Genomic DNA, 15,086 nt, shown 5'->3' with positions numbered 1-15,086 from the left:
TGGCGGGTCCGTCTGTTATGTGGAGTGCGGTGGCAGAGCGAAGCGGCGACACCGCTTTGCCCGGGGATGATCCATGCCGCACCCCTCCCGGCAGCCCTTTCCCGGAAACCAAAGCGGCGTCGTTGCCGCCGCACTCCAAAAGGAGGCGCCGCGACCCCTCCCGTCTCGCCACGGCTTCGGCTCCCTCCATCGCCCAAACCACGCGCCCCCTGGGATCGCCAAGCTCCAGCTTGGCCTCTTGCGTTCTTCCACGCGGGCCTGTTCGATCCATGTTTCCCCGAAAGCCAAGGGGGAGCTTGGCGATCCCAGGGGCGCGGCCTCTCCAGCGAACCCGGTACTTTTTTAGCAGGCGGCCGCCCTGGGCCGCCGCGGCAATCTCTTGTCGGACTCCGTTGCGGCGTCGGGTTTGACCCCGACCCGGGCGCGCTGGTACCATTGCTCCTGGTGTTGCGCGCCCTTCGGCGCGGTCAGAGAGACAACCCAGGAAGCGGGAATCCCGTCATGCAGACATCGCTTATTATCGAATCCAATGGTTCCGGCAAGGAGAAACTCGACGACCTGCTGGCGGACGGCTGGGTGGTCGTGTCCGTCACCGCCAACCACGGCAGAAGTTACAACGATTTCCTCGTCATCCTCGAGAAGAAGTAGTCTCTTCCCCGCCTAGTCTTCCCCCCCTTCGCGCGTCCGGAACCGGAGCGCGTCCCCGTCCCTTTCGACCCTGACCTTCGCCCCGTCGGGGATGGTGCCTGTGAGGATTTCGCGGGCCAGGGGGTCGAGCAGCAGCCGCTGAATCGCGCGCTTGAGGGGCCGCGCGCCGTAGACGGGGTCGTACCCCTGCGCGGCGAGAAGGTCCCCGGCCTCCGGCGTCAGTTCCAGCGTCAACTCCCTTTCGGCAAGCCGTTTGGCGACCCGCGCCATCTGCACATCCACGATGCGGCGGATGTCGGCGGGGGTGAGCGGGTGGAACACGACAATGTCGTCAATCCGGTTGAGAAACTCGGGCCGGAAATGGCGGTGGAGCACGGCGCGCACGAGGTCCCCGGCGCTGACCAGGTCACTTGCCCCCTCCCCGAAGGCCTCGCTGCCCAGGTTGGAGGTCATGATGACCACCGTGTTCCGGAAGTCCACGGTCCGTCCCTGGTTGTCCGTGAGGCGGCCGTCGTCCAGCAGTTGCAGGAGGACGTTGAACACGTCCGGGTGGGCCTTCTCGATCTCGTCGAGAAGGAGCACGCTGTAGGGGCGGCGGCGCACGGCTTCGGTGAGCTGGCCGCCCTCGTCGTACCCCACATAGCCGGGGGGCGCGCCGATGAGCCGGGAGACGGAGTGCTTCTCCATGTACTCCGACATGTCCACGCGGACCATGGCGTTCTCATCGTCGAAAAGGGCCTCGGCCAGCGCGCGGGCCAGCTCGGTTTTGCCGACGCCCGTGGGGCCGAGGAAGATGAAGGAGCCGATGGGCCGCTCGGGCTCCTTGAGTCCGGCGCGCGCGCGGCGCACGGCGTCGCACACGGCGCGGACGCCCTCCTCCTGTCCGATGACGCGCTGTCCGATGACCTCTTCCAGCCGCAGGAGCTTCTGCATTTCCCCCTCGAGCAGGCGGTCCACGGGGATGCCGGTCCAGTTGGAGACGACCTTGGAGATGTGCTCCGCCGTCACCTCCTCGCTGAGGAAGCTGCCGCCGCTCTGGATGTCCGCCAGCCGCGCCTGCGCGGCCTCCACCCGGCGCTGCAGGTCGTTGAGCACGCCGTAGCGCAGCTCCGCGACCCGCCCGAGGTTCCCCCGGCGCTCGGCGATCTCCTCCTCGCGGCGGGCCTCGTCCATGCGCGCCTGGAGTCCGCGGATCTCCTCGATGGCGGCCTTCTCGCGCTGCCAGCCCGCCTTTTTCGCGTTCAGCTCCTCGCGGAGGTTCGCCATGTCCCCCTCCAGGGCGCGCAGGCGCTCCAGGCCCGCCCGGTCCTTCTCCTTCTGCAGGGCGAGGCGCTCGATCTCCATCTGGCGCAGGCGGCGCTCGACCACGTCTATCTCATAAGGCATGCTGTCAATCTCGATGCGCAGGCGCGACCCCGCCTCGTCCACCAGGTCAATCGCCTTGTCGGGGAGGAAGCGGTCGGCGATGTACCGGTGGCTCAGGGTGGCCGCCGCCACGAGCGCGCTGTCCTGGATGCGCACGCCGTGGTGGACCTCGTAGCGCTCCTTCAGCCCGCGCAGGATGGCGATGGTGTTCTCCACGGACGGCTCGCAGACGAACACGGGCTGGAACCGCCGCTCCAGCGCGGCGTCCTTCTCCACATGCTTGCGGTATTCGTCCAGCGTGGTCGCGCCGATGCAGTGCAGCTCGCCGCGCGCCAGCGCCGGCTTGAGCATGTTGGACGCGTCCATGGACCCCTCGGCCGCCCCCGCGCCCACGAGGGTGTGCATCTCGTCAATGAAGAGGATCACCTGGCCGTCCGCCTCCTGCACCGCCTTCAGCACCGCCTTGAGGCGCTCCTCGAACTCGCCCCGGAACTTGGCCCCCGCGACCAGTGCCGACAGGTCGAGCGAGGCCACGCGCTTGTTCTTCAGGCCCTCGGGGACGTCCCCCGCCACGATGCGCTGGGCCAGCCCCTCCACAATGGCCGTCTTGCCGGTGCCCGGCTCGCCGATGAGCACCGGGTTGTTCTTTGTGCGGCGGGACAGCACCTGGACCACGCGCCGGATCTCCTCGTCGCGGCCGATCACGGGGTCCAGCTTGCCCGCCCGGGCGAGCTGGGTCAGGTCGCGGCTGAACTTTTCCAGGGCCTCGTAGGTGGACTCGGCGTTGGGGTCCGTCACCCGCTGGGTGCCCCGCACCTCCTTCAGGGCGTGCAGCACGGCGTCCTCGGTCACCCCCGCCCCGCGCAGCACGCGGGCGGCCTCCCCCTTGGCCGACAACAGCCCAAGCAGGATATGCTCCGTGCTGAGATATTCGTCCTTGAGGCTCTGGGCCGACTTCCAGCCTGCGTCCAGCGTCTGCTGGGCCTCATGGCCCAGACCGGGCTGGCCGTGGGCGCCGGACACACGGGGCGTGCGCTCCAGCGCCGCCTGTGCCGCCTGCTCCACCTGGGCGGGGGAAATGCCGATCCGCTGGAGAATGGCCCCCACGGCCCCCTGTTCCTGCCGGGCGAGGGCGATGAGCAGGTGCAGGCCGGAAAGCTCCGGATGCCCCTGATCCGCCGCCAGCTCCAGCGCTTCGGCCAGGGCCTCCTGGGATTTGATGGTCAGTTTGTCCAAACGTGCCATGGTATTCGATCTCCTTACGGTTTTTCGCGCTTTTGAAGGGGCAGGAAGCATGCCAATCTCAGGGCTGCGCGAACACCCGCAAACATAAAAACAAACAACAAAACAAAAACAACCCCAAACCTCATGTTTCAGCCTGATAATGGGGAGGAAGAAAGGGCGGTGATGGGCCGAATTGTCGGAAGAATGCCGATGTGCGCGGAGGCATGTGCTTCATAATCGAGCAGAACAGGGGTGAATTGCGGCAGTCGCTTGATGGGCGGGGTGCAGGAAGAGTCTGCCGAATGCTCAGGCGGGGAGGGGGGTGACCCAGATTCTCCGATGGCGGGGGCCGTCGAATTCGCAGAAGTAGACCCCCTGCCAGGTGCCGAGGCGGAGTTTGCGGTTCTCGACCGGGAGGGTGACGCTGAAGCCCATCAGGCTGGCCTTGAGGTGGGCGGCGCTGTTCCCCTCGTCATGGGCGTAGCCGTTTTCCCAGGGGATCAGGCGTTCAAGGGTGCCCGTGATGTCGGAGACCACGTCCGGGTCGGCGTTCTCGTTGATGGTGATGCCCGCCGTGGTATGGGGGATGTGGACATGCAGGACGCCGTTCTCGGGGCCATGCTCGCGGATGATCTGCTGGAGCAGGGTGTTGAGGGGCACAAACTGGGTGTGGGCGCGGGTTTCCACGGGCACCTCGATCATGGGGGCGTCTCCTCTCTTTCTCAAAGCTCCATATTCTGAAGGTTTTTCAGGCCCATTTTCATCGGCAGGACGCAGCAGGCCAGGGTGAGGGCGAGGTCCAGCGTCATGACGCCGCCCAGGGCCCAGCGGAAGGCCGCGCCGCCGGTGAAGAGCCCCAGGGCGCGCCACTGCATGATGAGGGTGAGCGCCGCCACCATCCACGCGATATACCCCACGCTGAGCAGGAGGTTGAGGGTGCCGCCGAGGCCGCTGACGATGCGGGCCGGGTTTTCCTCCTTGAACACGGGATAAAGGGCGCCCAGGCCCACCGCCAGCCCCGCCAGCCCGAAATTGGCCAGGGTGACGGTGTACACGGTCATGAGGAAGTAGACCGGCTCCAGGCGGAGCATGTGTGCGGAGAGGAAGGCGAGGCCGATGGTGAAGGCGGCGCTGGTGGCCACGCTCATCCAGAACTTCTGGCGGACGACCTGGGCGAAGGTGAGGGGGGCCAGTCCGATGATCCACATGCGCCGCCCCTCCAGGCTGACGAGGGGGAACACGAAGCGGCTTGTGAGCGTGGCCAGAATCAGGGTGACCGCGCCCACGTTCAGGCAGGCGATCCAGCTCCGCCACATTTCCTGCTCGTAAAACTTCGAGGTGTTCCGCAGGTTGGCGATGTAAATCGCCATGATGCCGAAGAAGATGACGAACTGCGACCACTGGGTGGGGTCGCGCCAGAAGAGTTTCACGTCCTTCACGGACAGGCAGCGGGCGGGCTCCGGCACCAGGCGCATCACGCCGGCGAGGCGGTTCAGGGCGCCCCGGTTCAGCGGCCGGAACCGCTGGCGGTCCTGACCGGCCAGCCACGACCACCCCGGATAGTAAAGAAGCCGCGCCAGCCATCCCGACACGAGCAGGAGGAACAGGGCGGTGGAGGCGAGGGTGGTCCACCAGTAGAGGGCCTCTCCGACCTTGAAGCGGCTGGCCGCGAGGATGCCCTGGGACGCCCAGTGGCTCGGCAGGAGGAACGACTGCATGCGCGCCGTGGTCTGGAGGAAGACCGGGAGGATGGTGTCGTCGGAAATCTGCTGGCCCCGGAGGATGTGGCGGATGTACAGGAAGAAGCCGCCCACGGCCACGGCGCCCAGAAGGGCCATCCACGCGGGGCGCACGCGGGGGAATATGCGCACGAGAACCATGGTGATGATGCAGCCGAGGCAGGCGGGGATGATGATGGCGGGGAGGAAGAAGGCCGCCAGCGCCAGATAGAACACCGGGTGCGCGCCCATGCTCAGGCCGTAGGCGAGGAACATGGGGGCGCCGAGAAACGCGATGGACCACGAGCTGAAGGCCACGCACTCGAAGAAGCGGGCGTGGAAGATGTGGTCGAAGCGCAGGGGCGACAGCATCAGGCGCTTGACCTCGTGGGACCGGTAGAGGGTGGCGAAGGAGACCAGGACGTTCGAGAAGACCAGGAGCATGAAGAGGGACAGGAAGAGGACGCCCAGCAGGCGCGTCATGAGCAGCTCGCCGAAGTTGTACTCCGGCCCGCCGCGCCCGCCGAAGGCGACGATCCACCGGAACCCGGAGAAGAAGAAGACAAACATGCCGGAGAGTAGCAGGAGCGCGGAGACGGAGATGACCCCCACCTTAAGGCGCGACTCGTTCCGGACGCCGACGATCTCGTGCCGCGCCATGCGCAGTCTCGCCTGGATGACGGTGAGCACCTGGTTCATGCGCGTGCGGCGCCCCCGTTTGCGTCGCCGGGTTCCTCGTCGTCGCGGGTGATCTCCAGGAAGACGTCCTCCAGCGAGCCGCCGGCCGTGTGGCGCAGGGCCTTGATCTCGTTCACCGTGCCCGCGCGCAGGAGCCGGCCCCGGTGGATGATGCCCACGACGTCGGCGATCTCCTCGGCGATGGACAGGGTGTGCGTGGACATGAACACCGTGAGCCCCGTCTCGCGGCAGCGCCGCCTGAGGAAGTCCTTGACGAAGCGGATGTTCTTGGGGTCCAGCCCGACCCACGGCTCGTCCACCACCACGATCTTCGGGTCGTGCAGGAAGCACGATGCGAAGGAGAGCTTCTGGCGCATGCCGTGGCTGTAGTCCTCGATGAGCTGGTCGGCCACGGCGGCGATCTCGAACATTTCCAGCAGGGGACCGCACCGCTCCGCGTATTCGGCGGGGGTCATCCGGTAGAGCCCGGCGACGAACTGCATGAACTCGTTGCCCGTGAGCTTGTCGTAGAGGAAGGGGTGGTCCGGCACATAGCCCAGCAGGCGCTTGGCCGCCAGCGGGTCCTTCTGGATGTCATGGCCGCCGAGGAGGGCGCTTCCGCCGCTGGGGTGGAGCAGGCCTGTCAGCATCTTGATGGTCGTCGTCTTGCCCGCGCCGTTCGGGCCCAGGCAGCAGTAGAAGGTGCCGGGGGCGATGTCCAGGTCCAGGGCGTGCACCGCCACCTTCTCGCCGAAATGCTTGGTGAGCCCCTCGGTGCGGATTGCGGCCGTTTCGGTCATGGTCCCTCCACTTCAAGCACTTCAATCTTAAGGTTGCCGACGTAGCCGAGCAGACGGGGCCACTCCTCCAGGCTGCCGTCGAAGAGTTTCAGATGCGTGGCGTCCACCGTTGGCTGGCCGAAGGTGGGGTCCATGGGGATCCACCGCCCGGCGTACACCTCCACCCAGGCATGGTAGCCGAAGGCCGACAGCGCCTCGCTCCAGGCGAGGCCGATGGCGATGCGCGCGGGGACGCCCGCGGCGCGCGCCAGCGCGGCAAACAGCACGCTGTGCTCGTTGCAGTCGCCCTGCCGCGTCCGCAGCACCTCGACGGCGCTGGGCATGCTCATCGTGGCCGTCTTCTCGATGTTCTGGTGGACCCAGTCGTGGACCCTGAGCGCCCGGGTCCAGAGGTCCTCCTCCTGGCCCGTGATTTCTGCGGCCAGCTCCCGGATTTTCGGGTTGTCCACGGTGATGAAGGCGTCCGTGCGCAGGTGCCGCTCCGCCTCCGGCCCTGTGATCATTTCCGTCTCCCCGTCCGGCGCGGGCGGGGCAAGCTGTTCCAGCAGGTACTCACTCCCGTTTCGCCGCTGGGCGGGCCCGTCCGGCGGCAGCAGCTCGCCCGGCACGCCGTCCACGCGAATGCGCATCCGGACCGCGTCGCGGACCGGGCGGCTGCCCGTGGGGACCACGGCCAGCCGCTGCACCATGTCCACCTGCTCGTCGTCGCTGAGGGGGGTGAGGGCGTCGCGCGGGTCAATGCGCTCCAGGTTCAGGCCGAAGGGCGTCTCCGCGCGCACCACTTCCTGCTTGTCGTTCACCCAGGCGCGCGTGGTCATGCCGCCGATGGTGGTGTTGATGAGGACCGTTTCGACGGCCTGCCCGCCCACGGTGAGCGCCGCCTTTTCCACGGCCTCCAGTTTCGCGCGGCCGACGGACATGGTGGTGGGGTCGAAGGTCTCCACATAGACCGTCTCGCCGGGGGAGAGCGGGGGCATGCTCATGCTGGAGAGGCCCATGCCGCTGCCCAGCGAGAGCCCCCCGGCCACGGGCAGCTCCAGCGGGGTGGTCTCCCCGCCGGTTTCCACCGTGCCGCGGATGCGGTCCTTCTCCACGGTTCCGAGGATGCGCATGTCCTGGTCGCCGGAACGGAAACTGACATCAAACTCCCGCAGGCCGAGCAGGGCGGACTGCCACCCGCCGCCCTCCAGGGCCACGGCGACGCCGGCGCCCATGACGGGCAGGCTCATGCGCGCCTGGAAGCGGAGGCGGTAGCCGGGGTCGTCGTCGCGCGTCTCCGGGGTGGTGGACCAGTGGACGAAGCCGATGCGGCGTTCGCCGTAAAAGAGGCCCATCCACATGTCCTGGGGCTCGGTGACGCGCGCCGCGGCGAGGGAGGGGTGGAGGCGGGGGACAATGACTTCGCGGTGGACCAGGATTCCCATCATCGTCACCCAGAGGAGGATGACAACGGCGGGGACTAGAAGTTTAGCTTTCCGCAGCATTTCTTGTATTTCTTGCCGCTCCCGCAGGGGCACGGGTCGTTCGGCCCCGTCTTGTCCACCACGCGCACAGGCTTCTGCTTCGGCGCCTCGGCCACGGGGCTCTGGCCGCCCTCGGTCACCTGCCGGGGCTTGCCGCCGAGCATGAAGCGGCTGGTGTCCATGGACGCGAAACTGCGGTCCGCCTGCTTGTCCGCCGAGATGTAGGCGTATTCACTGAGCTGCTTGTAGGGGTCCGGACCGCCCGGGCGCCCCGGGGCGCGGCTCTTGGCCTGCTCCGGGTCCGTGAGGCGGAACAGCATCTGCGTGACCGTTTCGTCAATGCTCCGGATCATTTCCTGGAAAAGCTCAAGCCCCTCCTGCTTGTACTCCAGCAGGGGGTCCTTCTGGCCGAAGGCGCGCAGGTTGACGGACTCCCGGAGGTAGTCCATCTCGTAGAGGTGCTTGATCCAGTAGTCGTCCACGGTGCGCAGGAGCACCATCAGCTCCAAGTCGTGGATGCGCTTGCGGGCGATCCGCTGGAAGTCAATGTGCGTGTCGTCGCCGCCCACCTGCTCCCGGTAGTGCTTCCGGATGTCGTCGGCCAGCCCCGCCACACGCCCCCGGTACGCCGCGACGGCCTGGTCGAAGAGGAAGTCCTCCATCGGCTGGGGGATCTCCTCGTCCGCCGGCGGCTCCAGCTGGAAGTCGAGGTCGAAATGGTTGCGCAGGGCGCGCTCCATGCCGTCCAGGTCCCACTCCGAGGCCGGCGTCTCCTCCGGCGCGAACTCCTCCAGGGCGTCGCAGATGATGTTGCGGAACATCTCCTCGAGGCGGCCGGTGACGTCGCGGTCCTCCAGGACCTCGCGGCGGAGGGCGTAGATGTACTTGCGCTGCTTGTCCATGACCAGGTCGTAGTCGAGGAGGTGCTTGCGGATCTCGAAGTTGTGCATCTCCACCTGGCGCTGCGCGCGCTCGATGGAGCGGGAGACCATCCGCTGGCTCAGCGGCTCGTCGTCCATCTCCTCGTTGCTGCCGAACCACTCCAGCATTTTCTTCACGCGCGGGCCGCCGAAGAGACGGGCCACCTCGTCCTCCAGGCTCACATAGAAACGCGTGGTGCCCGGGTCGCCCTGGCGGCCGCAGCGGCCGCGGAGCTGGTTGTCAATGCGGCGCGACTCGTGGCGCTCGGTGCCGATGATGTAGAGGCCGCCCAGCTCGCGAACGCCCTCCGCCAGCTTGATGTCCGTGCCGCGGCCGGCCATGTTGGTCGCGATGGTGATCGCGCCGCGCTTGCCCGCGTTGGCCACGATGGCCGCCTCGCGCTCGTGGTGCTTCGCGTTGAGCACCTGGAAGTCCACGATGCCGGCCTGCCGCAGCATCTCCGACACCTCCTCGGACTTCTCCACGGAGACGGTGCCCACCAGCACGGGCCGGCCGGTCTCGTGGACGCGCTGTATCTCGCGGACCACGTAGGTGAACTTTCCGTGCTCCGTGCCGAAGATGAGGTCCGTCATGTCCGCGCGGACCATGGGCAGGTTCGTCGGGATCGTGTGCACGTCCAGCTTGTAGGTGTTCTGGAACTCCACGGCCTCGGTCAGGGCGGTGCCCGTCATGCCCGCCAGCTTGTCGTACAGGCGGAAATAGTTCTGGTAGGTGACCGTGGCCACGGTCTGCGACTCGAAGCGGATGGGAACCCGCTCCTTGGCCTCCACGGCCTGGTGCAGGCCGTCCGACCAGCGCCGCCCCGTCATCACGCGGCCCGTGAACTCGTCCACGATCAGCACCTCGCCGTCGCGCACGATGTACTCGTCGTCCTTCTTGAAGAACTCGTGGGCCTTCAGGGACTGCTGGATGATGTGGACCAGGCCGATGGTCTCGTTGGCGTACAGGTCCTCGATGCCGAGCAGTCTCTCGCAGGCATCCATCCCCTCGTCCGTGAGGATGATGGAGTTCTGCTTCTCGTCCACCGTGAAATGCTCCTCGTTGCGGAGCCTCCGGACCACCTCGTCCACCTTGATGTAAATCTCGCTGCTCTTCTCCGGGCGGCCGGAGATGATCAGCGGCGTCCGCGCCTCGTCAATGAGGATCGAGTCCACCTCGTCCACGATGGCGTAGTTCAGCTCGCGCTGCACGCGGTAGGACGGGTGCGTCGCCATGTTGTCGCGCAGGTAGTCGAACCCGAACTCGCTGTTGGTGCCGTGCGTGATGTCCGCCCGGTAGCCCACGTGCCGCTCGTGGGTGTTCATGTCCTGCTGGATCAGGCCGACGGACATCCCGAGGGCCTGGTAGATGCTCCCCATCCACTCCGCGTCGCGCCGGGCCAGGTAGTCGTTCACCGTGACCACATGCACGCCGCGCCCCGCGAGGGCGTTCAGGTACACGGGCAGGATGGCGACCAGGGTCTTGCCCTCGCCCGTGACCATCTCGGCGATGCCGCCCCGGTGGAGCACGATGCCGCCGATGATCTGCACGTCAAAGGGGCGCAGCCCGGCCACCCGCTTCGCCGCCTCCCGGGCCACGGCAAAGGCCTCCGGAAGCAGGTCGTCCAGGGGGGCGCCCCGGTCCAGGCGCTCCTTGAACACGCCCGTCTGGGCGCGCAGGGCGGTGTCGGTCAGGGCGCTCACGCGTCGTCCGTGCTCGCGGACGGCGTCGCACAGGGGCGAGAGCCGGCGCAGGTCGCGCTCGGCGCTGGTGCCGAAAAGGGCTGTCAACAGGCGGGTAATCAAAAGAAGGCGTTCTCCATGAAAAGCCGCGTCCTCGCAGATGCCCGCATGATAGCAGAGCCTCAGGGGCCGATGCTATCGGCGGGCGCGTTTTGGACCCGTCACGCGGGTTCCAGCGTGGAGGTTCCCGCCGCGTCCTTGGACAGGGCAAAGGCGTCCATGGGCTCTCCGTTGGCGGCGAAACCGGACACCGTCAGCCGGTCCGGGGTCACGTCCACGGTGTGGTACATCTGGGTCTTGCCGCGCGAGGCCGCCATCAGATCGTTGAACTTCGGGTCCAGCGTGTACAGCTTCGGCCCCGCCACGGACACCATGTAAACGGTGCCGGGGGCGTTGGCGGCCACTACCTGGTCGCCCGCAACCTTATGGGTGCGGCAGTAGCAGTGGTCATGCCCCTGGAGGACCAGGTCCACATGGTACTTGTCATACAGGGGGCGGAGGAGGGTGCGCATCCCCTCGTTGTCCCGGCCCTCAGAACCGGAATAGATGGGATGGTGGTGCGTGGTGACGGTCCAGCGGTTGGGGTTGTCGCGCAGCGCCGCCTCCAGCCACGCCAGCAGACCGTCCCACGCCTTCCGGTGTTTCTCGTTCAGCGGGCGGTCATCGTCCAGCACGTTGGAGTTGATGGAGATGACCCGGACGCCCTGGTAGTCCACATAGTAGGCCTCCCCCTTGAGCTCGGGGATGTCCGGCCCGTTCTGGGGCAGCGCGAAGTTCGCATGGTAGGCCGGGGCCGCGCTGTAGGGCGCCGCCAGCGCCTCTGCCGGCGTCTCCCGCTTGGTGTCGTGGTTGCCCGGCGTGGGCAGCAGGGGCATGGACCCCGACATGAAGCCCAGCGCCTCGTGGAACTCGTCCCACTGGCTGTCGTTGAACCCGTGGTTCACCAGGTCTCCGGCGAACACGGCGAAGCGGGCGTCCGGCGCGGCCTGCCACCCCGCGCGCAGGGTGCGGGCGGCCTGCGACCGGATGTCGGTCTGCACGTCGCCGAAATAGAGGAAACGGAAGGCGCCGCCGCCCTCCGGGGCCGTGCGGAAGGTGTGCCAGGAGCTCCACGAGGTTCCGTCGCCGACGCGGTAGCAGTAGGCGGTGCCGGGAGTCAGGTTGGTGAAGGCCGCCGACGACCGCGCGAGGGGCGCACCCTGCGGCAGGCTGAACACATCCGTTCCGGCCTCCACCGTCACGGCCTCCGCCTCGGCGATGGGCCCGGCGGGGGCGGGAAGGAGCTGCGCGAGGGCTTTGGCCTCCGGGTTGCCGGGACGCCAGGCGACCCGCTGGAGCCGCGCGGGGTCTTCGGAGCACATCATCGCCACGCGTGAGGGGAGGGCGGTGGCCGGGGCGTTTCCGGCGGCGGCGGTCACGGCGGCCTCTTTCGCGTGGGCCTTGAGTCCCAGTCCGGCGCCCGCCGTGGCGGCGAGCATGGAGGCCAGCAGGGACCGGCGGGAAAGCTGTCTCCGGGCCTCGGGAAGCGGATGGGGGTCGCGTGGGGTGTCGTTCATCGTCTTCTTTCCTTTCACTGAGTTGTCCTTGGGTCAATCCGGGGTGGAGACACCGGGTCTGCGGACAGACACCGGGCCCGGCTGTGAGGTGGCACGGGCCTCCAGCCCGTGATTTGGGTCATGGATGGAGCCCAAGAAACACGGGCTGGAAGCCCGTGCCACCTCTTGGTCCGTGCCCGACGCCCACTTGTGAACATTGTCTCCGGCGCCCAAGTTGCTAATGGGACCGCCCCCGCACGCGGTCCGTTTCGCCGGCGACGTGCGGGGGCGCGCAACAAGGGTAGGGGGGGACGGGTGCCCCCGCCGTTTCTACTGCTTGATTGTGGCCTTCTTGATGAAGTCCATTTTCGGGAAGTTCTTCTTGAGGTAGGCGTTCCCCTCGAAGGTGATCATGCCCTGGTTTGGCCGCTCGCCCGCCTCCGCGTTGATGGCCTCCACGACCTCCATGCCGGAGACGACCTTGCCGAAGGGGGCGAAGCCCATGCCGTCCAGGTTCGTGTTGTCCCGGTAGTTGATGAACACCTGGGAGGTGCGGGTGTTGGGGCCCGCCATGGCGAAGGTGATGTACCCCTTCTTGTTGCTCTGGGTGACCGGATCGTCCCGGAGCTTCCTCTCCTTCCACTTCGCGGTGGCCGAGGGGTCGGCGGCCAGGCCGAACTGCACCACGAAGCCCGGCACCACGCGGAAGAAGCCCGCGTCGTTGAAGAAGCCCTCCTTCACCAGGGTGTAGAAGCGCTCCGCGCCCAGGGGCGCCCACTCGGTCACGCACTCCACCACAAAGGTGCCGTTGGTGCATTCAAACTCGACGCTGAATTTTTCGGGGGCCTTTTCCGGCATGTCCACAGGTGCATTCTCCTTGGTTTCGGGTTGTTCGGGTTTGGCGATTTCCTGGTCCGCCCCCGCCTTGGCTTCTTCGCTGATCTTGTCCGCCTGCGCGAGCATTTCCCGCGCCTCCTCCTTCTGCTGCTGGTCCGCGCTGACCGCGCTCTCGGGCTTGAGCAGGTTGATGGCGGCGAGACAACCCACCGCGACAACCGCAACGATCGCGTAGTAGACGTACTTCATCTTGGGCATGAAACACACTCCTTCTTTTTAGGGCGAAAACCCGCCGTGCAGAACCCCGAAATAATACCGGGCAGCGGGACACCGGGGCAAGTCGGGGACTCTGAGACGTCGGAGGGGCCTGCGTACCTGTCGGACCGGTTCGACGCGTCCGACCTGTCCGACTGATCGGTCGGATCCGACCGATCGGCCCGATCACGTTGCCGTGTCCACCTTGTCCACCTTGTCCACTCCGTCCACTCCGGCCCCTGGGCACCGCGTCTTCAGCGCCACCCTATTTTGGGTCGCGGAGGAGTATGCGCGTGATGGACAGGGCCTTTCCCGTCGTGTCGTCCACCTCGAGCAGGACCGCGCTGAAGACGGCCGGGCCCTCGGCGACCTCGAATTTTCCGGGGATGCCCCGGACGAATTTTTCAAGGATCGGGCCGCGCTTCATGCCGATGATGGAGTCTGTGGGGCCCGTCATGCCCGCGTCGCTGAGGAAGGCGGTGCCGCCGGGCAGAATCCACTCGTCCGCCGTCTGCACATGGGTGTGCGTGCCGATAACGGCGGAGCAGCGGCCGTCGAGGTGCCAGCCCAGCGCCGCCTTCTCCGAGGTGGCTTCGGCGTGGAAATCCACGAGGATGACCGGGGTGACCGCGCGCAGTTCGGGAAGGAGCCGGTCGGCCGCCGCAAAGGGGCAGTCGGCGGGGTCCATGTAGACGCGGCCCAGGAGGTTGAGCACCGCCGCCTTCCGGCCGTCGGCCAGGGTGGCCGTCACCGCGCCGCGGCCGGGCACCCCCTCCGGGAAATTCGCCGGGCGCGCCGCGCAGGCGAGGCCGTCCATGGCGTCGAGCAGCTCCTTCTTGCGCCAGGTGTGGTTGCCCAGGGTGAAGAGGTCCACGCCGTGGCGGCGGAGTTCCTGGAGGGTGGAGGGGGTGGCCCCAATGCCCGCGGCGGAGTTTTCCGCGTTGGCGACGACGAGGTCCACGGCGTGCGTCTTGCGGAGTTCCGGGAGCGCGCGGGCCACCGCGCCGCGTCCGGTGCGCCCCACCACGTCGCCAATGAAAAGAATGCGCATGAAAGCACCCCCGCCGGGGGAGGCCCGGCAAAAAAGTGCCCCGGCACCGCGCTCGGCGATGCCGGGGCAACCTCAACTCAATTCGCTCTGGTCAGAGCCTGCGGCCGAAGCCGCAAAACTTCACGGAGACTAGTTGACGATGGTGACCTTGAACTCGGCGCGGCGGTTGAGCTTGCGGTTCGCGGCGCTGTCATTGGGGACGGCCGGCTTCGTCTCGCCGAAGCTGACGGCCTGGACGCGGGCCGCGTCAATGCCGCTCTCAACCATGTACTTCTGGACCGCATCGGCGCGGCGCTGGCCAAGGCCCATGTTGTAGGCTTCGGCGCCGATGTCGCAGGTGTGACCCTCAATGACGGCCGTGTCCTTCGGGAACTTCTTCATCGAGTCCACGATCTTGTCCACTTCGACTTTGCCTTCGGGCTTCAGAACGGCCTTGTCGAAGTCGAACAGGACGTTGTTGGCCACCGGCCGGGTAAGGTCAACCGCCGGCTTCTGCTCCGGCGGCGCGGGAGGCTCAACGACCTTCTCCGCCGGCTTTTCCCAGTCGCGGTAGACGATGCCGCGGTTGCCCCACAGCTCGCCGTCGTCCGCGTTGCTGGCGGCTTCGGTCGGCCACCACCAGTAGCCGTCACGGCTCATCTGCGCCGGGCACGTGCCGCTTTCCGGCTGCGGCTCCGGGGTCGCGCCCGTGTTTCCCCACCAGGACATGTCGTCCCACGTCTTCGCGGCATGGGCGACGGAACTCAGCCCGGCCACCGCAACCGCCACTGCCAGAACCAAAACCAGTTTCTTCATCACGCTTCTCCTTCTCGCTGTGTTGAACGTTTGCCGCCCCAACGACAATCCCGC

General features: G+C 67.2%; 11 protein-coding genes. 1 reads left to right on the top strand and 10 read right to left on the bottom strand.

Annotated elements, in window-relative coordinates; translation table 11 throughout:
• Window positions 1-501 precede the first annotated feature (501 nt).
• A complete protein-coding gene (locus tag GXY15_09075) occupies window positions 502-648 on the top strand; it encodes a hypothetical protein (GenBank protein NLV41361.1) in 147 nt (48 codons plus the stop codon).
• 12 nt (window positions 649-660) lie between these two features.
• On the opposite strand, the gene clpB is transcribed toward GXY15_09075, so the two are convergent.
• From clpB to GXY15_09025, 10 genes are all read right to left on the bottom strand, one after another.
• Window positions 661-3,258 (bottom strand): ATP-dependent chaperone ClpB, encoded by a 2,598-nt coding sequence (gene clpB / locus GXY15_09070; protein ID NLV41360.1) that lies wholly within the window; start codon window positions 3,256-3,258, stop codon window positions 661-663.
• A 285-nt stretch (window positions 3,259-3,543) separates the two neighbouring features.
• Window positions 3,544-3,939 (bottom strand): YjbQ family protein, encoded by a 396-nt coding sequence (locus GXY15_09065; GenBank protein ID NLV41359.1) that lies wholly within the window; start codon window positions 3,937-3,939, stop codon window positions 3,544-3,546.
• 20 nt (window positions 3,940-3,959) lie between these two features.
• Entirely contained in the window at window positions 3,960-5,654 is a 1,695-nt protein-coding gene (locus GXY15_09060; protein NLV41358.1) for a hypothetical protein, read from the bottom strand.
• A complete protein-coding gene (locus GXY15_09055) occupies window positions 5,651-6,433 on the bottom strand; it encodes an ABC transporter ATP-binding protein (GenBank protein NLV41357.1) in 783 nt (260 codons plus the stop codon). The genes GXY15_09060 and GXY15_09055 overlap by 4 nt, the downstream gene beginning before the upstream one ends.
• Complete coding sequence (locus tag GXY15_09050) at window positions 6,430-7,917, bottom strand: transglutaminase domain-containing protein (protein NLV41356.1); 1,488 nt, start codon at window positions 7,915-7,917, stop codon at window positions 6,430-6,432. Before GXY15_09050 ends, GXY15_09055 begins: the two co-directional genes overlap by 4 nt.
• The gene (gene secA / locus GXY15_09045) at window positions 7,893-10,622 is read right to left on the bottom strand and encodes a preprotein translocase subunit SecA (protein ID NLV41355.1); all 2,730 of its coding nucleotides are present in this window, start codon (window positions 10,620-10,622) and stop codon (window positions 7,893-7,895) included. Before secA ends, GXY15_09050 begins: the two co-directional genes overlap by 25 nt.
• Before the next feature lie 98 nt (window positions 10,623-10,720).
• Entirely contained in the window at window positions 10,721-12,115 is a 1,395-nt protein-coding gene (locus GXY15_09040; GenBank protein NLV41354.1) for a metallophosphoesterase family protein, read from the bottom strand.
• A 309-nt stretch (window positions 12,116-12,424) separates the two neighbouring features.
• Window positions 12,425-13,189 (bottom strand): peptidylprolyl isomerase, encoded by a 765-nt coding sequence (locus tag GXY15_09035; GenBank protein NLV41353.1) that lies wholly within the window; start codon window positions 13,187-13,189, stop codon window positions 12,425-12,427.
• A 262-nt stretch (window positions 13,190-13,451) separates the two neighbouring features.
• A complete protein-coding gene (locus GXY15_09030; protein ID NLV41352.1) occupies window positions 13,452-14,237 on the bottom strand; it encodes a TIGR00282 family metallophosphoesterase in 786 nt (261 codons plus the stop codon).
• A 129-nt stretch (window positions 14,238-14,366) separates the two neighbouring features.
• Window positions 14,367-15,032, bottom strand: coding sequence for an OmpA family protein (locus GXY15_09025; protein NLV41351.1), 666 nt, complete (start codon window positions 15,030-15,032; stop codon window positions 14,367-14,369).
• Window positions 15,033-15,086: the final 54 nt, after the last annotated feature.

The organism is Candidatus Hydrogenedentota bacterium (assembly GCA_012730045.1).
GTDB lineage: Bacteria > Hydrogenedentota > Hydrogenedentia > Hydrogenedentales > CAITNO01 > JAAYBR01.
The sequence above is the reverse complement of the archived record's forward strand: the minus strand, read 5'-3'. Positions and strand labels throughout refer to the sequence as shown.

Excerpts from the sequence above, each read along its gene's own strand:
- GXY15_09075 (NLV41361.1), top strand. The coding sequence starts at position 502 with ATGCAGACATCGCTTATTATCGAATCCAATGGTTCCGGCAAGGAGAAA.
- clpB (NLV41360.1), bottom strand. The coding sequence starts at position 3,258 with ATGGCACGTTTGGACAAACTGACCATCAAATCCCAGGAGGCCCTGGCC.
- GXY15_09065 (NLV41359.1), bottom strand. The coding sequence starts at position 3,939 with ATGATCGAGGTGCCCGTGGAAACCCGCGCCCACACCCAGTTTGTGCCC.
- GXY15_09060 (NLV41358.1), bottom strand. The coding sequence starts at position 5,654 with ATGAACCAGGTGCTCACCGTCATCCAGGCGAGACTGCGCATGGCGCGG.
- GXY15_09055 (NLV41357.1), bottom strand. The coding sequence starts at position 6,433 with ATGACCGAAACGGCCGCAATCCGCACCGAGGGGCTCACCAAGCATTTC.
- GXY15_09050 (NLV41356.1), bottom strand. The coding sequence starts at position 7,917 with ATGCTGCGGAAAGCTAAACTTCTAGTCCCCGCCGTTGTCATCCTCCTC.
- GXY15_09040 (NLV41354.1), bottom strand. The coding sequence starts at position 12,115 with ATGAACGACACCCCACGCGACCCCCATCCGCTTCCCGAGGCCCGGAGA.
- GXY15_09035 (NLV41353.1), bottom strand. The coding sequence starts at position 13,189 with ATGCCCAAGATGAAGTACGTCTACTACGCGATCGTTGCGGTTGTCGCG.
- GXY15_09030 (NLV41352.1), bottom strand. The coding sequence starts at position 14,237 with ATGCGCATTCTTTTCATTGGCGACGTGGTGGGGCGCACCGGACGCGGC.
- GXY15_09025 (NLV41351.1), bottom strand. The coding sequence starts at position 15,032 with ATGAAGAAACTGGTTTTGGTTCTGGCAGTGGCGGTTGCGGTGGCCGGG.